The 18,451-nt window shown below is 63.7% G+C and carries 14 protein-coding genes and 1 tRNA gene; 10 read left to right on the forward strand and 5 right to left on the reverse strand.

Annotated features, from left to right (window positions below):
- The first annotated feature begins 146 nt into the window (after positions 1-146).
- The 3 genes from CO731_RS17265 to CO731_RS17275 all read left to right on the forward strand — a co-directional run bounded on the left by CO731_RS17265 (position 147) and on the right by CO731_RS17275 (position 2,629).
- Positions 147-1,298 (forward strand): helix-turn-helix transcriptional regulator, encoded by a 1,152-nt coding sequence (locus CO731_RS17265; protein ID WP_108608077.1) that lies wholly within the window; start codon positions 147-149, stop codon positions 1,296-1,298.
- Positions 1,299-1,363: 65 nt separating this feature from the next.
- The gene (locus tag CO731_RS17270) at positions 1,364-1,828 is read left to right on the forward strand and encodes a DUF995 domain-containing protein (protein ID WP_108608078.1); all 465 of its coding nucleotides are present in this window, start codon (positions 1,364-1,366) and stop codon (positions 1,826-1,828) included.
- 84 nt (positions 1,829-1,912) lie between these two features.
- Positions 1,913-2,629, forward strand: a complete 717-nt coding sequence (locus CO731_RS17275) for a DUF1194 domain-containing protein (RefSeq protein ID WP_245439388.1) — start codon at positions 1,913-1,915, stop codon at positions 2,627-2,629.
- Between the two features lie 107 nt (positions 2,630-2,736).
- Here CO731_RS17275 and CO731_RS17280 read toward each other — a convergent pair.
- Positions 2,737-2,812, reverse strand: a tRNA-Lys gene (locus tag CO731_RS17280).
- Between the two features lie 232 nt (positions 2,813-3,044).
- Between CO731_RS17280 and CO731_RS17285 the strand changes: the two genes are divergently transcribed.
- The 5 genes from CO731_RS17285 to CO731_RS17305 all read left to right on the forward strand — a co-directional run bounded on the left by CO731_RS17285 (position 3,045) and on the right by CO731_RS17305 (position 8,554).
- Positions 3,045-3,383 carry a hypothetical protein gene (locus CO731_RS17285; protein WP_108608079.1) on the forward strand — a complete coding sequence of 113 codons (339 nt, stop codon included), beginning with the start codon at positions 3,045-3,047 and terminating at the stop codon, positions 3,381-3,383.
- Positions 3,384-3,514: 131 nt separating this feature from the next.
- The gene (locus CO731_RS17290; RefSeq protein WP_108608080.1) at positions 3,515-4,261 is read left to right on the forward strand and encodes a cytochrome c biogenesis CcdA family protein; all 747 of its coding nucleotides are present in this window, start codon (positions 3,515-3,517) and stop codon (positions 4,259-4,261) included.
- Positions 4,262-4,360: 99 nt separating this feature from the next.
- A complete protein-coding gene (gene glmU / locus CO731_RS17295; RefSeq protein WP_108608081.1) occupies positions 4,361-5,728 on the forward strand; it encodes a bifunctional UDP-N-acetylglucosamine diphosphorylase/glucosamine-1-phosphate N-acetyltransferase GlmU in 1,368 nt (455 codons plus the stop codon).
- 145 nt (positions 5,729-5,873) lie between these two features.
- Complete coding sequence (gene glmS / locus CO731_RS17300; RefSeq protein WP_108608082.1) at positions 5,874-7,697, forward strand: glutamine--fructose-6-phosphate transaminase (isomerizing); 1,824 nt, start codon at positions 5,874-5,876, stop codon at positions 7,695-7,697.
- A gap of 101 nt (positions 7,698-7,798) precedes the next feature.
- Positions 7,799-8,554: a DUF502 domain-containing protein gene (locus CO731_RS17305; RefSeq protein WP_108608083.1), complete on the forward strand. Its 756-nt coding sequence runs from the start codon at positions 7,799-7,801 to the stop codon at positions 8,552-8,554.
- Here CO731_RS17305 and recG read toward each other — a convergent pair.
- On the reverse strand, positions 8,506-10,614 hold the full coding sequence (gene recG, locus CO731_RS17310; RefSeq protein ID WP_108608084.1) for an ATP-dependent DNA helicase RecG: 2,109 nt from the start codon (positions 10,612-10,614) through the stop codon (positions 8,506-8,508). The genes CO731_RS17305 and recG overlap by 49 nt on opposite strands.
- A 91-nt stretch (positions 10,615-10,705) precedes the next feature.
- Here recG and CO731_RS17315 point away from each other — a divergent pair, with 91 nt between their 5' ends.
- Entirely contained in the window at positions 10,706-10,993 is a 288-nt protein-coding gene (locus CO731_RS17315; protein ID WP_108608085.1) for a succinate dehydrogenase assembly factor 2, read from the forward strand.
- Positions 10,994-11,001: 8 nt separating this feature from the next.
- The gene (gene mfd / locus CO731_RS17320) at positions 11,002-14,502 is read left to right on the forward strand and encodes a transcription-repair coupling factor (RefSeq protein WP_108608086.1); all 3,501 of its coding nucleotides are present in this window, start codon (positions 11,002-11,004) and stop codon (positions 14,500-14,502) included.
- Between the two features lie 70 nt (positions 14,503-14,572).
- Here the strand turns inward: mfd and CO731_RS17325 are convergent, their stop codons facing one another.
- The 3 genes from CO731_RS17325 to CO731_RS17335 form a co-directional block, all read right to left on the reverse strand.
- Positions 14,573-15,040 (reverse strand): GNAT family N-acetyltransferase, encoded by a 468-nt coding sequence (locus CO731_RS17325; RefSeq protein WP_108608087.1) that lies wholly within the window; start codon positions 15,038-15,040, stop codon positions 14,573-14,575.
- A 709-nt stretch (positions 15,041-15,749) separates the two neighbouring features.
- The gene (locus tag CO731_RS17330) at positions 15,750-16,427 is read right to left on the reverse strand and encodes a DsbA family oxidoreductase (protein ID WP_108608088.1); all 678 of its coding nucleotides are present in this window, start codon (positions 16,425-16,427) and stop codon (positions 15,750-15,752) included.
- A gap of 24 nt (positions 16,428-16,451) precedes the next feature.
- Entirely contained in the window at positions 16,452-18,179 is a 1,728-nt protein-coding gene (locus CO731_RS17335; protein WP_199914639.1) for an extracellular solute-binding protein, read from the reverse strand.
- Positions 18,180-18,451 lie beyond the last annotated feature (272 nt).

The raw sequence follows: 18,451 nt of genomic DNA on the forward strand, positions 1-18,451 counted from the left end.
CCGGCGGTTCGTTTTATGCCGCGACTGGCGAATATCGGCGCGGAATCATGCTTGCCGGCCTGCAATCGCGCTGTAGCCAGTCGGGTGTGTGTGGTACCTTGGCTGTGCGGCTTTGAGGAGGCACGGAGAGCGAGAGGGGGTCCGGCATGATGCTGGACAACCGCATTGAGCGCGACATAGACGCTTGTTACGAAGCGGTGTTTGATCCTGCGAGGTGGACGGACACGCTGCATGGCCTTGCGCGCTCATTGAACGCCGCCTGCATGATGTTCTACCCCAGCAATCCGGACGCACGCGCCAACGACCCTCGCAACCCGGCCCGCGATTTCACGGAAATGCCGAGTTCCCGAGACTATGGCGACTTGCTGTCCGAATACATCAAGAACCGCTGGTATCTCGGGCATTACCGGGCCGAGCGCGGCATGCCGCTGCTGCGTGCAGGACGCACTGTCGTTACGGAACACGACCTTGCCACGGACGAGGAACGTCGACGACTGCGCCACTACAACGAACTCTACATGGCGTTCGGCCTGCCGGGCTTCGCAATGGTGGGGCTCAAGGTGCACGGCGAGCTTTGGGCAGTGCCGATGCTGCGTGCCAAGGGGCAGGGGCATTTTACGACGGAGGATTCAAGGATCCTTGCCAGGATCGCTCCGCATTTTCGCCGGATGATATCGCTGTCGGAAACCCTGGCCCTGGCGCAGGGGCGAACCGCGCTGGCGACCCTCGAAGCGCTGTCATGCGCAGCCTTCCTGCTGGATTGCGTCGGCAATGTGCTCAGCCACAACAGCATCGCCGAGCGGGTTCTCGGTGACGGCTTGTATCTTTCCGGGCGCCGGCTCAGGGCGGCCAATCATGCAAGCGAGCTGGAATTGCGCAAGCTGGTTCACCAGGCGATCACCCATCGCCGTCCTTCGAGCCTTGATGCAAGCCACGCCGTGGCAATCCGGCGGGATCCGAAACGGCCGTTGCTCGTGGAGGCGTTGCCGACGGCGGGGATCATCGGGGATGTGTTCCAGTCGACCAGCGCCATCGTCATCGTCAAGAATTTCGAGGATCGCCCGCGGACGACGTCGGATCAGCTACGGGGCGCATTCAGCCTGACGCCGGCAGAGACGAAGATCGCGGTGCTGCTGGCTACTGGTGCCGGGCCAGGAACGATCGCTGAAAGCCTCCATCTCTCCAAGGAGACGGTGCGCGCGCACATGAAGATGATCTTCGCCAAGACCGGAACGCACCGGCAGGGGGAACTGGTGGCGCTGACGGCCAACATGGCAGGTACCTTGCCGATGACGTAACCCATTTGGGTGTTTCGGGTCCCGTCAAGGTGACGGATTCTCATGAGCCTTCACAGGAGGATCCCATGAGCAAGAGCATCATCGGACTGTCTGCCTTGGTGGTTGTGCTGATCCCTGTCATCGGCTGGGCGGAGGAACTCCCCAAGGACGCCGTGCCGCTGACCGCTTCGGAGGTCCGCGAACTCTATTCGGGCAAGTCGGCCAATTGGAGCAGGAGCCGTGCCTACTTCGCGCCGGACAGCACCTTTCTCATGCATGGCAAGGACAAGAGCTGGTTTGGAGAGGGCAAATGGACCGTCAACGGCAACGAGGTATGCGGCAAACTCAAGCGGACATCGGTCAAGGACGGAAAGTCCAATACTGGTGGGGACTGCTGGGCCTGGTATCGGGTCGGCAAGAAATACATGACATTCTGGAGCGGCGAAAAAGACAAGAAATACGGCTATTATGACTCCGAGCTCAAGAAGATGAGCGCCGGCGACAAGGTCTCCAGGACCGTTGCCGAACTGAAGAAAAAATCCGGAAGCTGACGCGCAACCGACATCACCGAGGATCGCCTCTTGGGCCAGGCCGGCCCGAGAGGCCGTTCCATGTGCTGCGTAGGAGTGGAGCCTGTGGGCGCGTTTCTTGCCAGATTGTCTGCGGTTCTCGCCGTCTCGACGAGCCCCGCACATGCCACCAATGTGGACACAGCCATCGTTTTCGCCGTCGACGTGTCCGCGTCCATCGACGCAGCGACGGCGGACATGCAGCGCCAGGGCCATGCAGACGCCCTGATGGCGCCCGAGGTCATTGCGGCGATCGCAAGAGGCACCTTCGGGTGCATCGCCATCACCTATTTCGAATGGGCCGGGCCGGGACACGTCCGCACCGTGCTTCCGTGGACGTCGATCTGCAACCCCGGTGACGCACAGGCTGCCGCGACAATCATCAGTCGCGATGGCGACAGCGGCCGGGGCTGCCTCAGGAATTGCAGCACCTCGATTTCGTTTGCCATCGACCTGAGCCGCATGCTTTTCGAGCAGTATTCCGGGCATGCCGGGAGAAGGGTCATAGACATCTCCGCCAACGGCACCAACAATGACGGCCTTCCTGTCGCACTCAGCAGGTTGCGGGCGATCAGGAATGGCTACACGATCAATGCCATCGCCATGCCCGCCTTCACGCGTGGCGTGGCAAGGGACCTCACCGACTATTTTGCGGAAAATGTCATCGGCGGGCCCGGCGCCTTCGTGGTCAGCCCCGACTCCGTCGGTGACTACGCCGACGCCCTTCGGCGCAAACTCGTGGTCGAGATCAGTTGGTCGATGCCCGACAGATCAACACGCTGAGGTGCGAGGCAGAGCCCAACAACGAGGCGGAACCGCACAGGCGGTGCAGATTCGATCAAGCGGGTGGCGGCGGGAGTGGAGGGCTACAGCAATGCCAGGTCGAAGATTGGTGAGCGCGCAGGGATTCGAACCCTGGACCTACTGATTAAAAGTCAGTTGCTCTACCGGCTGAGCTACGCGCTCCCGAAGGCCGCGAGGCGACCCGGAAATTGCGGCGGAACATAGGGAGAGTGCCGGGTCGGGTCAACCGGAAAAACACCGCTGCAAACAGCCTGTTAAATGTTCCGTCCAGGACAGGCCCTGACGGTCGCCCTAGTGGTGGAATATTGCCCGGCGACGATATTGCTGGGCGCATATGCCGCTGCTAGAGCATGGCGCCCAATACCGGGCTGCCCATCGATATGGACATACATTTATGCATAGCCTTTTAAAACTTGCCGTTGCCTCCGTTCTCGCCGTATCGGCTCTCCCCGCCATAGCCCAGGCCGAAGATCTGGTGTTTTCGCTCAAGAACGGCACGTCGTCGGTGTTGACGAATTTCTATGCCTCGCCGGTGGGCGTCGACCAGTGGGAAGACGACATTTTCGGCCGTGACACGCTTGCCCCGGGCGAGAGCATGAGCATCACCATCGCCGATGGCCGCCGCACCTGCGAGTACGACATGCGCTTCGAGTTCGAGGAAAGTTCCGACCTCGACACCACCGAAGACACCCAGAACCTCTGCGAGCTAGGCGAATACACCATCCACGAATGATCGATTGACCGATGCGATGCGTCGCCGGAGGGTTATTGCCGCTCGGCGACGACTTGCCACGGAATGGTGATTGGTGCGGAGCACGACGGCCCGCTATATGCGGCGCCGGAAGATCCGCGGAGCAGCATGGCATGGTACTGGACATCGGTTATCTCAGCGCATTGGGGGCAGGCGCTCTGTCGTTCCTTTCGCCCTGCGTCTTGCCGCTGGTGCCGCCCTATCTCTGCTACATGGCCGGCGTTTCGGTCGACGATTTCAAGGCCGATGGCGGCGTGGCAACGGTTTCGCGGGCGCGCGGCGCACTGCTTGCGGCGTCAGGTTCCTTCGTCCTCGGCTTCACGACGGTGTTCGTGGCGCTTGGCGCCGGCGCCTCGACCATCGGGCAGTTGCTGCGCACCTGGCAGGAGCCGCTGGCCATGGCGGCGGGCGTGCTGATCATCCTGATGGGTCTCAATTTCCTCGGCATATTGCGCATTCCGTTCATGTCGCGCGAGGCGCGCTTCCAGTCGCGGGGCAAGCCGGCGAGCAATTTGGCCGCCTATCTCATGGGCCTCGCCTTCGCCTTCGGTTGGACTCCCTGCATCGGGCCGGTGCTGGGGCCGATCCTGACGCTGGCCGGCGGCCGCGAAACGGTGGGCGAGGGCGCGGCTCTGCTCGCCGTCTACTCGCTCGGCCTGGGCATTCCGTTTCTGATCGCGGCGATGTTCTCGGGTGCCTTCATGCGCTTCCTCAGCAAATTCCGCGTGCATCTCGGCAAGGTCGAAAAGGTGATCGGCGGGCTTCTGGTCGTGGCCGGCGTGCTGTTCCTGACCGGCGGCATCCAGACGGCATCCTACTGGCTGCTGGAACGCTTTCCGGTGCTCGGCCAGCTCGGCTGATCCTTCAAACCGCCGAAATCGGTGTGCATTGGAGGCGATTGCCAGCAATGCTAGAAAGGTGGCCGATTCCAGCCGCCTTCTTCCAATCCGGACGCCGCCATGACCTCGAGAACCTGCCTGTCGATCATCCTTGCCGCCGGCGAGGGCACCCGGATGAAGAGCACTAGCCCCAAGGTGCTGCACCAGATCGCCGGGCTGCCGATGGTGGCGCATGTCGCGCGGACGGCCGAGGCCGCAGGTGCCGACGGGTTGGCGCTGGTCGTTGGCCATGGCGGCGACGAGGTGAAGGCGGCGGCAGAGAGATTTGCGCCAGGGGCCGAGGTTTTCGTCCAGACCGAACGCCTGGGCACCGCGCATGCGGTGCTGGCGGCGCGTGCGGCGATCGCGCGCGGCCATGACGATGTGCTGGTGATGTTCGGCGATACGCCGCTGGTCGAGGCCGAATCGCTGGCGACAGCGCGGCAAAAGCTCGCCGATGGTGCCGCGGTCGTGGTCATCGGCTTTCGGCCGCCGAATTCAGCTGGCTATGGCCGCCTGATCGAGAAAGACGGCAGGCTGGTGGCGATCCGCGAGGACAAGGACTGCACCGACGAGGAGCGCAAGATCGGCTTCTGCAACGCGGGCTTGATGGCCATTGCCGGCAATGAAGCGCTAAAGCTGCTCGACCAGGTCGGCAACGCCAACGCCAAGGGCGAATTCTACCTCACCGACATCGTCGAGATCGCCGACAAGGCAGGGCTCAAGGTCGTGGCCACCGAGGCGAGCTTCGAAAGCGTGCTCGGCATCAACAACCGCGCCGAACTGGCCGAGGCCGAAGCGATCTGGCAGAAGCGGCGCCGCCGGCAGGCAATGCTGGAAGGTGCGACACTGATCGCGCCCGAAACCGTCTATTTTTCGCACGACACCGAGATCGGCTCCGATGTGCTGGTCGAGCCGAACGTCTGGTTCGGCCCCGGCGTGAAGATCGCTGGCGGGGCCACCATCCACGCCTTCAGCCATCTTGAAGGCAGCAACGTCGGCCCGCGCGCCGAGGTCGGGCCTTTCGCGCGGCTCAGACCGGGCGCAGACCTGCATGAAAAGGCCAAGGTCGGCAATTTCTGCGAGGTCAAGAAGGCGACGGTGGAAAAGGGCGCCAAGGTCAACCACCTGACCTATATCGGCGATGCGCGGGTCGGCGCGGGCGCCAACATCGGTGCGGGCACGATCACCTGCAACTATGACGGATACTCCAAGTTCTTCACCGACATCGGCGCGGGCGCCTTCATCGGCTCGAATTCTTCGCTGGTTGCCCCGATTGCAATCGGCGCCGGCGCCTATGTCGCGTCGGGCAGTGTCATTACGGAAGAAGTCCCCGGAGATGCACTGGCCTTCGGCCGCGCGCGCCAGAAGACGCTGCCGGGCAAGGGCAAGGAATTGCGCGAGCGCTTTGCTTCGGCGGCCGCGGCTAAGAAGGCGGGCGTGAAGTAACCGCATTTCAATCCTACCGTGCGACGATTGCCCATCCTGAAGGGCTGGATGGCTGATACGTTGCGAAACGGAATGTGACTTCCGCTTGGCAGTTGCGCTGCCTAAAAGGCCGACAGGGTTTTGAGGGATTGGACGGGGCAAAATCATGTGCGGAATCGTTGGAATCGTCGGCCAGACGCCGGTTGCGCCGCTGATCGTCGATGCGCTGAAGCGGCTCGAGTATCGCGGATATGACTCGGCCGGCGTCGCCACGATCGAGAATGGCGAACTCGCGCGCCGTCGCGCCGAGGGCAAGCTCGTCAATCTCGAGCGCCGGCTGAAGGCCGAGCCGCTGGGCGGCAACATCGGCATCGGCCACACGCGCTGGGCCACCCACGGCGTGCCCAACGAGACCAATGCGCACCCGCATTTCTCCAACGGCGTGGCGATCGTCCACAATGGCATCATCGAGAATTTTGCCGAGCTGCGCCAGGAGCTTACGGCCGACGGCTACGAATTCACCTCGCAGACCGACACCGAGGTGGTGGCACACCTGATCGCGCGCGAACTGGCGCGGGGCACCCAGCCGATCGAAGCCGCCCACGCCTCGCTCAAGCGTCTTCATGGCGCCTTCGCACTGGCCATCATGTTCCAGGGCGACGAGGACCTGATCGTCGGCGCCCGTAATGGCCCGCCGCTGGCAATCGGCCATGGCGAGGGCGAGATGTTCCTGGGGTCGGACGCGATTGCGCTGGCGCCCTTCACCAACTCGGTGACCTATCTCGAGGACGGCGACTGGGCGGTGGTGCGCCGCAGCCAGTTCCAGATCTACGACATGGACGGGACCCCGGTTGAGCGCCAGCGGCGCCAGTCGGTCGGCTCGAGCTATCTCGTCGACAAGGGCAACCACCGGCATTTCATGGAAAAGGAAATCCATGAGCAGCCCGAGGTGATCTCGCACACGCTGGCGCATTATCTCGACTTCACGCAAGGGACTTCGAAGCCGCTCGACCTGCCGTTCAGCTTTGCCGACATCGACAGGCTTGCGGTGTCAGCCTGCGGTACGGCCTATCTCGCCGGGCTGGTCGGTAAATACTGGTTCGAGCGCCATGCGCGGCTGCCGGTCGACATCGATGTCGCCTCGGAATTCCGCTATCGCGAGATGCCGATCTCGAAGAAAAGTGCGGCGTTCTTCGTGTCGCAGTCGGGCGAAACCGCCGACACGCTGGCTTCGCTGCGTTACTGCCGCAAGGCGGGCGTGCCGATCGGCGCCATCGTCAATGTGCGCGAATCGACGATCGCGCGCGAATCCGACGTGACGCTGCCGACGCTGGCCGGGCCGGAGATCGGTGTCGCCTCGACCAAGGCCTTCACCTGCCAGCTTTCGGTGCTGGCGGCGCTGACCATTCGGGCGGCCTCGCAGCGCGGCACGATCACCGCGGACGAAGAAAAGGCGCTGGTGCGCAGCCTTTCGGAGACGCCGCGCTATGCCGCCCAGGTGCTCAAGCTCGACAAGCAGATCGAGAAGGTGGCGCGCGAGCTGTCGTCGTACAAGCACGTGCTTTACCTCGGCCGCGACACCAATTTTCCGCTCGCCATGGAAGGCGCGCTGAAGCTCAAGGAAATCTCCTACATCCACGCCGAGGGTTATGCCGCCGGCGAACTGAAGCACGGCCCGATCGCGCTGATCGACGAGAACATGCCGGTCATCGTGATTGCGCCGCATGACCGCATCTTCGAGAAGACGGTGTCGAACATGCAGGAAGTGGCGGCGCGGGGCGGCAAGATCATCCTGATCACCGACAAGAAGGGTGCGGCGCAGGCGACGGTGAAGACGCTCGAGACCATCGTGCTGCCCGACGTGCCTGAATTCATCGCGCCGATCATCTACGCGCTGCCGATCCAGATGCTGGCCTATTTCACCGCCGTGTTCATGGGTACCGACGTCGACCAGCCGCGCAACCTGGCGAAATCGGTGACTGTGGAGTAGGCGGGGCCGGCAAGGCTGGCTTACGTCCCCTACAAAGATCGCTGTTCCAATGCACCGCGTGGTTGACTAATGTTGCGCTGCAAAGAGGGCGGCGCTGCGGAATGTCGGATACCCACAAGACCTCGGGCATGACCCGGCTAAGGAACTATTTCCTCACCGGCTTCGTCGTTTGCGCGCCGCTGGTGCTGACCATCTATATCGTCTGGTCGTTCATCGGCTGGGTCGATTCCTGGGTCAAGCCGTACATTCCGGCGAAGTACAATCCGGACAACTACCTGACAATCCAGGTGCCGGGCTTTGGCCTGATCGTAGCTTTGGTACTGATCACGCTGATCGGCTTCCTGACCGCCAATTTCATCGGCCGTGCGATCGTTGCCTTCGGCGAGCGGCTGCTGAACAGGATGCCGCTGGTGCGCGGGCTCTACAAGGCGCTGAAGCAGCTGTTCGAGACCGCACTTTCCGACAAGAACGAGATGTTCCGCACCGTCGGCATGGTCGAATATCCGCGCAAGGGCGTGTGGTCCATCGTCTTCATCGCCGCCGACAAACGCAGCGAGATCAACGAAAAGCTGGACCAGGAGGGCGATCCGCTGATGGCGGTGTTCATGCCGTGCACGCCGAACCCGACGACCGGGTTCCTGATGTATGTGCCGCGATCTGAGGTCGTGCTGCTCGACATGAGCATCGAGGACGGCGCCAAGCTGATCGTTTCGGCGGGGCTGGTGGCGCCGGAGACGAAGAGCAGAATCACGGCGAATGGCGTGCCGATCGAAGGACCGATGGGCAACCCGCCTGTCGGCGTACTGCCTCAGCCTGCCCTCAGCAGCCTGACTGCCTCGTCGCGGCCGAACAAATAGAGCAGCAGCCGCAGCGCCTCGCCCCGCGGCGACATCAGTTCGGGGTCACGCGCAAGGATCAACCGGGCGTCGTCGCGGGCAATTTCCAGAAGGTCGGCGTGGGCCTCGATACGGGCGACCTGGAAGCCCGGCGTGCCGGACTGGCGTGTGCCGAGCAATTCGCCTTCGCCGCGCAGCTTGAGGTCTTCCTCGGCGATAAGGAAACCGTCTTCTGTCTCGCGCATGACCGACAGGCGGCGCTTGGCGGTCTCGCCGAGCGGATCCTTGTAGAGCAACACGCAGGACGAAGGCTTCGAGCCGCGACCGACGCGACCGCGCAACTGGTGCAACTGGGCGAGGCCGAAGCGCTCGGCATGCTCGATGACGATGATGGTGGCGTCGGGCACGTCGACCCCGACCTCGATGACGGTGGTGGCGATCAGCACGCGTGTTTCGCCTTCCTTGAAAGCGCGCATCGCCTCGTCCTTCTCGGCACCCTTCATGCGGCCGTGAACGAGGCCGATGCGGTCGCCGAAGACCGGCTGCAGCGAGGCAAAACGATCTTCCGCCGACATCAGCTTGATCTCTTCGGATTCCTCGACCAGCGGGCATATCCAGTAAATCTTCTGGCCCTCGGCGACCGCGTCGCGGATGCGGCCGACGAGTTCGTCGATACGCTCGAGCGGCAGGGTAACTGTCTTGATCGGCTGGCGGCCGGCCGGTTTTTCGGTCAGGCGCGAAACATCCATGTCGCCGAAGGCGGTGAGCACCAGCGTGCGCGGGATGGGGGTGGCGGTCATCACCAACATGTCGGGCGCCTGGCCCTTGGCGTTCATGGCCAAGCGCTGGTGGACGCCGAAGCGGTGCTGTTCGTCGATGACGGCGAGCGCCATGTCACGGAACACCACGGTCTCCTGGAAGAGCGCGTGCGTGCCGATGACGATGTCGATCTCGCCGCTTTCGAGGCCGGCGAGGATCTGGGTTCGCTCGCGGCCCTTTTCGCGGCCGGTGAGCGCGGCAACGCTCATGCCGACGCGCTCCGCCAGCAGGGCGATGGTGGCGAGATGCTGGCGCGCGAGAATTTCGGTGGGCGCCATCAGTGCTGCCTGGCCGCCGGCCTCGACGGCGCGGGCCATGGCGAGCAGGGCCACGACCGTCTTGCCGGAACCGACATCGCCCTGGAGCAGGCGCAGCATGCGTTCCGGCCTGGCGAGGTCGGTGTCGATCTCCTCAAGTGCCACCTGCTGCGAGCCGGTCAACTGATAGGGCAAGGCTTCGCGGAGCGCATCCATGATGCGGCCGTCGCCGGTGAGCGGCCGACCGTGCAGCTTGCGCACCCGGGCGCGAACGAGGGCCAGTGACACCTGGCCGGCGAGGAATTCGTCATAGGCGAGCCGGCGCCAGGCCGCATTTTCGGGCGAGGCGTCGATCGGATCGGCGGGGTTGTGGACGCGATGGAGCGCTGCCGCGAAGGGCGGAAAGCTCTGCTTGCGCATGACATCTGCATCGAGCCATTCGGGAAAAGCAGGCACCCGCTCCAGCGACTGGCCGATGGCGCGGCGCAGCACCTTCGACGACAGCCCCGCGGTGAGCGGATAGACCGGCTCGATCAGCGGCAGCTTGTCGGCCTCGCTGGCAAGGGCGATATGGTCGGGGTGGACCATCGACGGGCGGCCGTTGAACCACTCCATGCGGCCCGAGACGATGACCTTCTCGCCTTCGGGCATCGCCTTCTCTAGGTAAGCGGCGTGGGCATGGAAGAAAGTCAGCGCGATCTCGCCAGTGTCGTCATGGGCAAAGACCCGGTAAGGCGCAGCGCGGTTGCCGCGCGGCGCCGGTTGGTGACGATCGATGCGCACGTCGAGCGTGACGATGGCGCCTTCGGCGGCAAGTGCTATGCCGGGCCGGTTGCGGCGGTCGATGACACTGTTGGGCAGGACGAACAGCAGGTCGCCGGTACGGGCGGCGCGATCACCCAGATCGGCCGGCACGACCTTCTCGATCAGCACGGCGACCTTGGGCCCGATGCCGGCAAGCGAGGTGATGGGTGAGAACAGGGGATCGAGCAGTGATGGGCGCATGATGTCAGCTTATGCGCTGGAGTTGCCGGGGCAAAGGCTGACAGGGGCAGCTATCCACGCTATATGCGCCCGGCATAAGAGGATTTTGGACATGACCGGAACGACACGCTCGAGCGAAGGGCTGGATACGCGCAGGCGCAAGCTGCTGTTTCGTTCGTGGCATCGCGGCATGCGCGAGATGGACCTGATCCTCGGCAGTTTCGCCGATGCCCATATCGACAGGCTGAGCGACGAACAGCTCGACCTTTACGAGGCGCTGCTCGACATCACCGACAGGGACCTGCTGTCGTGGATCGTCGGCGAGGCGCAGGTGCCCGAGGCCGTCGACCATGACGTCTACCGCCAGATCGTGGCATCGCGCAGCGCCTTCACAATCTGAGTCAAATCATGAGCTTGCTGAAACCAATCGGCCTGCCCAAGGGCCGCGCCGGACAGTTCATCGTCGATGGCGTGGCCGACGGCTACGAGGCTTTCGCGATTGCGGTGGCGGCTGCCGAGATGGCGCCCGACCGGCCGATGCTGTTTGTCGCGCGCGACGGCCAGCGGCTGCCGCAGATCGTCGAGGCGCTGGCATTCGTGGCGCCTGATATGCCGGTTCTCGAGCTGCCGGCCTGGGACTGCCTGCCATACGACCGCGTTTCGCCCGGCTCGGATGCGGCGGCGCGCCGGCTCGACGCGCTGGCGGCGATGATTGCGCTCCGGAAGGAGCCGCATCGCGCCATAGTGCTGACGACGGCCAACGCGCTGCTGCAACGCGTGCCGCCTTCGGCTGCCATCGAAGCGCAGGAATTCCGCGCCAAGCCGGGCAACCAGGTCGAGATGAACGGGCTGGTGGCGCGGCTCGAGCGGGCCGGCTTCGAGCGCGTGCCGACGGTGCGCGGCGTCGGCGAGTTCGCCGTGCGCGGCGGCATCCTCGACCTTTATGCCCCAGGTGCGGCAGACGCGCTGCGGCTCGACTTCTTTGGCGACACGCTGGAAACGATCCGGGCCTTCGACGTGGCCAGCCAGCGCACGACAGGCAGCCGCAACTCGTTGACGCTTCAGGCGATGAGCGAAGTGGCGCTGACGCCGGAGACGATCAGCAAGTTCCGCCGCAGCTATATCGAGGCCTTCGGCGCGCCGTCGCGCGACGATGCGCTCTACGCAGCGGTCAGCGAGGGCCGGCGATTTGCCGGCATGGAGCACTGGCTGCCGTTCTTCTATTCGCATCTTGAAACGATGTTCGACTATCTGCCCGATGCGCCCGTGGTGTTCGACCATCTGGCACGCGAGGCGCTGGGCGAGCGCCACGCCCTGATCCTCGACCACTACGATTCCCGCCGCAAGCAGGGCGAAGGCAAGGGCCTGAAGGACGCGGTGCCCTACAAACCGGTGGCGCCGGAGCAGATGTACCTGTCGCCGGATGAGGTGGCTTCAGCGCTCGCCGACCAGGCCAATGCCGAACTGACCCCCTTCGACACGCCCTTTTCGAGCGGACGCAAGGTGCTGCATGCCGGCTCGCATGCAGGGCGCAGCTTTGCCGAGGAGCGCGCCGACCCGAACGCCAATGTCTTCGACGTGGTGGCCAGGCATATCGCCGACCAACGGGCGGCAAAGCGGCGCGTCGTCGTTGCCGGCTGGACCGAAGGCTCGCTCGACCGGCTGACACAGATCCTCGACGAGCACGATCTCGGCAACCTCAAGCGCGTGGCAAACCTTGCCGAGATCGAGGCGCTGAAGGCCGGCGAAGCGGGCCTTGCCGTGCTTCCGATCGAAGCGGGCTTCGAGGCGGGCGACCTGGTGTTCGTCGCCGAGCAGGACATCCTGGGCGACCGGCTGATCCGGCGCTCGAAGAAGCGCAAGCGCGCCGCCGATTTCATCGCCGAAGCCTCGGCGCTGTCGTCCGGTGACATCGTCGTACACGCCGACCACGGCATCGGCCGCTTCGTCGGGCTGAAGACCATCGAGGCATTGGGCGCGCCGCACGACTGTCTCGAAATCCATTATGCCTCTGATGGCCGGCTGTTCCTGCCGGTCGAAAACATCGAGCTTCTGTCGCGCTACGGATCGGATTCGGCCGAAGCCCAGCTCGACAAGCTCGGTGGCGGTGCCTGGCAGTCGCGCAAGGCCAAGCTCAAGCGGCGCCTGCTCGAAATGGCCGGGCAGCTGATCAAGCTCGCCGCCGAACGGAACATGCGCGAAGCGCCGGCGATGAACCCGCCCGACGGTATCTATGGCGAGTTCGCGGCGCGGTTCCCCTACGAGGAGACCGACGACCAGCAGAGCGCCATCGACGCGGTGATGGAAGACCTTGGCGCCGGCAAGCCGATGGACCGCCTGATCTGCGGCGACGTTGGCTTCGGCAAGACGGAAGTGGCGCTGCGCGCGGCCTTCATCGCTGCCATGGAAGGTTTCCAGGTTGCGGTGGTGGTGCCGACGACGCTTCTGTCGCGCCAGCACTTCAAGACGTTTTCGCAGCGCTTCGCCGGTCTACCGGTGAAGGTGCGCCAGGCGTCCCGGCTGGTCGGTACCAAGGAACTGGCCGAGACCAAGCAAGGCATCACCGAAGGCACGGTCGATATCGTTGTCGGCACGCACGCCTTGCTCGGCTCGTCGATATCGTTCAAGAACCTCGGCCTTCTGATCATCGACGAAGAGCAGCATTTCGGCGTCAAGCACAAGGAGCGGCTGAAGGAACTGAAGAGCGACGTGCACGTGCTGACGCTGTCGGCGACGCCGATCCCGCGCACGCTGCAGCTGGCGCTGACCGGCGTGCGGGAACTGTCGCTGATCGCCACGCCGCCAGTCGACCGCATGGCGGTGCGAAGCTTCATCTCGCCCTACGATCCGCTTGTGATCCGCGAAACGCTGCTGCGCGAGCGTTACCGAGGCGGCCACAGCTTCTATGTCGTGCCGCGCATTGCAGACCTCGCCGAAGTACATCAATTCCTTCAGGAATCGGTGCCGGAACTGAAGGTCGCGGTGGCACACGGCCAGATGGCGGCAGGCCAGCTCGACGATATCATGAATGCCTTCTACGACGGCCAGTACGACGTCTTGCTGTCGACGACGATCGTCGAATCCGGCCTCGACATCCCGACCGCCAACACGCTGATCGTGCACCGCGCCGACATGTTCGGCCTGGCACAGCTCTATCAGCTGCGCGGGCGTGTCGGCCGTTCCAAGGTGCGTGCCTATGCGCTGTTCACGCTGCCGGCCAACCGGACGCTGACCACCACTGCCGACCGACGGCTCAAGGTGCTGCAGTCGCTCGACACGCTGGGGGCGGGCTTCCAGCTGGCCAGCCACGATCTCGACATTCGCGGCGCGGGCAATCTGCTGGGTGAGGAACAGTCGGGCCACATCAAGGAAGTCGGCTTCGAGCTCTACCAGCAGATGCTCGAGGAGGCGGTGGCCGAGCTGCGCGGCAGCGGCGAAGCGATCGATACCGGCTGGTCGCCGCTGATCGCGGTCGGCACGGCGGTGATGATCCCGGAAGCCTATGTGCCCGACCTGCAACTGAGGCTTGCGCTCTACCGCCGTCTTGGCGACCTGGAGAACACCGAGGAGATCGACGGCTTCGGCGCCGAACTCATCGACCGCTTCGGGCCGTTGCCGGAAGAGGTCAAGCACCTGCTCAAGATCGTCTTCATCAAGGCGCTGTGCCGCAAGGCCAATGTCGAGAAGCTGGATGCCGGGCCGAAGGGCGTGGTGGTGCAGTTCCGCAAGCGCGAATTCGCCAACCCGGCCGGGCTGGTGCGCTATATCGCCGAGCAGGGTTCGCTGGCCAAGATCAGGCCCGACCACAGCGTGGTGTTCGCGCGCGACTGGCCAAACCCGGAGAAGAGGCTGGCCGGCTCGGCTGTGATCATGACGCAGCTGGCAAAGCTCGCCGAACAGGCGGCCTGAGGCGACTTGTGGGTGGATGGGAACCGGCATCGCCACGGCGCGATGCCGGAGCAGCCTCTGGATTGGCCGATCAGGTCTCGGTGAGGCCCAACGTCATGTCCCAGCGGTCCAATCCTGGCGCGAAGCCATCTGGCGTGACTTTCGTGACGGTGAAGCCGAACTTCTCATAAAAGCCGTGGGTGTGCTGGCTTGTATCCATGATCAGCTCGGCGATATCAGGGATAGCGCGCGCCAGCTCCAATCTGGCCAACGTCAGACTGGTTCCAAGTCCCTGTCCATGAGAGGCCCTGTCGACCATTCCCCACGCCAAACTGGCGCGCTTCCGTTCTGGTTCGACACCCAGCCCTCCACAGGCGATCACCGAGCCATTGCGAACAAGCACCAGATAAGGCCGGTCCTCGGTATTGATGCTTTTCAGAAACTGGCAAAAGTCTGCGCGCTCTTCTGGTGCAAAGAAGGTCGGCACGTTGCTGTCGAAGATCGCCAGGCAGGCGTGAAGATCGTCGGCTGCGTAGGGCCGGGATGCTATGTCTTTCATTGCCGAAATTGTCTCGAAGGATCGAGGTTACTTGCGTAGCCTAATTGCTGTTTCGGGCCAAGAGTGGCCAGAGCAGGCGAGGGATGTTGCGCACTCGGGCGTCGTCGCGAGTTCGCTGCAAGGCTCTGCCGTTCTAGTGTATGGCGCACCTCGTTGAGGTGGACGGCATGGATCCCCGGGTCTCCGCAGTTCGCTTCGCTCCTGCTCCGCCCGAGGATGACGAAGGCACGGAGGCTCGTGGCTAATCGTCAACGCCGGTGACTGGCAGCGGGCATCCGTTTCTTGAGCAGTGAATGGCAGAAAAGCTCCCGTTGCCGGGGCGATGACTGGCAGAAAGCGGCAGTTGCTTGTTCCTGCATTGCTCTGCGGTCTGCCGAGAGCCCCTATAGGCAGTTTGCCGAGAGAACCTTGCCGGGTGCCAGTTTCGAATCCCGACAGGCATCCTGAAGCTGCCAAGTGCCAACTTTGGCGATTAGCCGCGGGCCTCATGCCTTCGTCATCCTCGGGCGGAGCAGGAGCGTAGCGACGTCACGGAGACCCGGGGATCCATGCCGTGACGTGGATGAAGCCAATTAAGGCCCAATGCTGGCGCCCAACCGGCACTGGCGCCGACACCGCTCATCGTCGACATGAAAAAAAGCCCCGATCGCCGAAGCGAAAGGGGCTTTGGATGTCTCGCATAACCGTCGGGCGCAGTCGCCCGGCGAGTTCAGTTGAGGACGGGCTCGCCCGCGGTCTTTTCGGCTGCAACCTGTCGGATGGCGTCGGCGAGCGTTGCCGAATCCTGCGCGCCCATGACGGCATATTTGCCGTCGAGCAGGAAGCAGGGCACGCCCGTGATGCCCATGCGCGAAGCGGTGACGATCTCGTTGGTCACCTCGTCACGGTCGGAATCGGTCGCCAGCAGCGCTTCGACCACGGCAGCGTCCATGCCTGCCTGGCGGCCGGCTTCGACGAGCACGGCGTGGTCGCCGACATTCTTGCCTTGTTCGAAATAGAGGCTGAACAGCGCGCGTGCGAGCTTGTCCTGGACGCCTTCGCCTGACGCTGCTGCCCACCGGATGACGCGATGGGCGTCGAGCGTGTTGGGCGCAATAGTGATGGCGTCGAAATCGAAGGCGATGCCCTCGACCGCGCCAAGCGACACGAGGTTGGCATGGGCGTGCTTGAGCTTCGTCTCGTCATTGAACTTCGACAGCATGTAGGCCTTGCGTTCCTTGCCCTCGGGCGGAATCGTCGGGTCGAGCTGGAACGGGCGCCAGCGGACCTCGGCTTCGATGTCGGGCAGGCTGGCAAGCGCGTTTTCGAGGCGCTTCATGCCGAGGAAGCACCACGGGCAGACCACGTCCGAGACGACGTCGATGGTGAGCTTGTTCTGTTCTGTCATGGAAAAGTCCTTGATTGACGCTGATTAGCCGCCCTGACTCCACCAGACCGGCAACTGATAGCCAAATATGGGTGTCTTTTCCGGATGTTTGAGTCTTTTGGCAAAAGCGATCCACTGTTCGGAGTTGTGCTGCATGGGCACCATGTAGCTGCCGGAGATCAGCAGGCGGTCGAGTGCACGCACGGCAGCGACAAAATCCTCTTTCTCGCGGGCCTTCAGCATGGCGTCGATCATGGCGTCGACCGCCGGGCTGGAGACGCCGGCAAGGTTGAACGATCCCTGCTTTTGCGCCGCGGACGAACCCCAGCGGCCGATCTGCTCGATACCCGGGGACAAAGTACCGGAGAAGCCGGTGACGCCGATCAGAGCGTCGAATTCGAATGCCTGCTTGCGCGACTGGATCTGGTCGGCCTCGAGCGCGCGGATGGTGACAGCAATGCCGAGTTTTTCCAGCGTGCGCTGGTAGATGGCTGCCAGCCGCTGCTCGGCTTCCGACGAGGTCAGGATCTCGAATGCGAATGGCTTGCCTTCGCTGTCGAGCATCTTGCCGCCTTGCAGCGTGTAGCCGGCGCTCTTGAACAGGTCGAACGCGGCCTTCAGGATCTTGCGGTCCTGGCCGGAGCCGTCGGTGACCGGCGGACGCCAGGTGCCGTCCATGATTTCGGGGCGGACAGCATCGGGGAAGGGCGCCAGCAGGGCCTTTTCCTTGTCGCTGGCCGGCACGCCATAGGCCGAAAGCTCCGTGCCCTGCCAATAGCTGACCGTGCGCTCATACTTGCCGCTGAACAGGTTCCGGTTGGCCCATTCGAAGTCGTAGAGCATGCCGAGCGCCTGGCGCACGACCGGATTGGCGAACTTCGGCAGCCGGGTGTTGAACATGAAGCCGGTGACGACAGGCGGAAGCCCGCTCTTGAAGGTTTCGGCTACGATGTCGCCGTTCTTGTAGGCGGGGAAGTCGAAGCCGCGCTCGCGCTTGACGGGGTCAGCCTCGGTGAAGGTGTCGCAAAGACCCTTCTTGAAGGCTTCGAACTGGGCCGCGGCGTTGAGGAAATACTCGATGGTGATCTGGTCGTAATTGTCGAAGCCGCGCTTCGAGGGGATGCCACGGGCCCAATATTCGGGGTTGCGTTTGAACACGATGCGCTCGCCGGGCTTCACCTCGGCTACCGTATAGGGGCCGCTGCCGATGATCGGCTTCAGAGTGGTCTGGTCGAACGTTTCCTTTGAGAAGGCGTGCTTGGGCACGATCGGCGTCAATGCGACGATCAGCGGAAACTCGCGGTCGGCCTTGTCGTTGAAGGTGAAGCGGACGCTGCGGTCGCCGGTCTTTTCGATCTTCTCGATCTTGGACATGCGGTCGGAGTAGGGCGGGCGGCCCTTTTCGGTGAAGACTTCATAGGTGAAGATGACGTCGTCGGGCGTGATCTCCTTGCCATCCGACCATTTGGCGTCCGGGTCGAGGTTGAACTCGATCCACTTGCGCTCCGGGTCGATGTCGACCGACTTCGCGGTGAGGCCGTAGATGCTGAAGGCCTCGTCGGCACTGCGCTGCATCAGCGATTCGAAGACGAGGTTGCCGTAAATGACGTCGACCATGCCGCGCGCGGTGGTGCGCAGGCTCTTGATGATGAACGGGTTGAGGTTGTCGAAGCTGCCGATGACGCAATAGGTGATCTTGCCGCCCTTGGGCGCGTCGGGATTGGCGTAGGGAAAGCTGTTGAAGTCAGCCGGCAAAGCGGGCGTGCCGTGCATCGAGAGGCCGTGAACCGGCTCGGCAAGGGCCGCCTGCGGGCCGACAAAAGCGATGGCGGCGGTGGCGGCCAGCAGCGAAAGAGTGCGTCTCACGACGATTCTCCACGAATTCGGGGAAGCTTTGATGATTCGAAGGGTAGCGCAGGCGAATGCGGCCCGTCTATTGCCGCCTCTAGGCACAAGAAATGCGCGGAAACAGGCTGGATTCGCGGCTCGCGGCAGTGTAACACGCGCGGCGAAGTCATGCTGTTGCCTCATTTGCCCAACAGGTA

The sequence above is a fragment of the Aminobacter sp. MSH1 genome, assembly GCF_003071665.1.
Classification (GTDB): Bacteria; Pseudomonadota; Alphaproteobacteria; order Rhizobiales; family Rhizobiaceae; genus Aminobacter; species Aminobacter niigataensis.

Bases quoted from the DNA above. Each gene is read 5' to 3' on its own strand.
- glmS (WP_108608082.1), top strand. From the start codon at position 5,874: ATGTGCGGAATCGTTGGAATCGTCGGCCAGACGCCGGTTGCGCCGCTG.
- mfd (WP_108608086.1), top strand. From the start codon at position 11,002: ATGAGCTTGCTGAAACCAATCGGCCTGCCCAAGGGCCGCGCCGGACAG.
- CO731_RS17270 (WP_108608078.1), top strand. From the start codon at position 1,364: ATGAGCAAGAGCATCATCGGACTGTCTGCCTTGGTGGTTGTGCTGATC.
- glmU (WP_108608081.1), top strand. From the start codon at position 4,361: ATGACCTCGAGAACCTGCCTGTCGATCATCCTTGCCGCCGGCGAGGGC.
- CO731_RS17330 (WP_108608088.1), bottom strand. From the start codon at position 16,427: ATGACAGAACAGAACAAGCTCACCATCGACGTCGTCTCGGACGTGGTC.
- CO731_RS17325 (WP_108608087.1), bottom strand. From the start codon at position 15,040: ATGAAAGACATAGCATCCCGGCCCTACGCAGCCGACGATCTTCACGCC.
- CO731_RS17265 (WP_108608077.1), top strand. From the start codon at position 147: ATGATGCTGGACAACCGCATTGAGCGCGACATAGACGCTTGTTACGAA.
- CO731_RS17285 (WP_108608079.1), top strand. From the start codon at position 3,045: ATGCATAGCCTTTTAAAACTTGCCGTTGCCTCCGTTCTCGCCGTATCG.
- CO731_RS17335 (WP_199914639.1), bottom strand. From the start codon at position 18,179: ATGCACGGCACGCCCGCTTTGCCGGCTGACTTCAACAGCTTTCCCTAC.
- CO731_RS17305 (WP_108608083.1), top strand. From the start codon at position 7,799: ATGTCGGATACCCACAAGACCTCGGGCATGACCCGGCTAAGGAACTAT.
- CO731_RS17315 (WP_108608085.1), top strand. From the start codon at position 10,706: ATGACCGGAACGACACGCTCGAGCGAAGGGCTGGATACGCGCAGGCGC.
- recG (WP_108608084.1), bottom strand. From the start codon at position 10,614: ATGCGCCCATCACTGCTCGATCCCCTGTTCTCACCCATCACCTCGCTT.
- CO731_RS17290 (WP_108608080.1), top strand. From the start codon at position 3,515: ATGGTACTGGACATCGGTTATCTCAGCGCATTGGGGGCAGGCGCTCTG.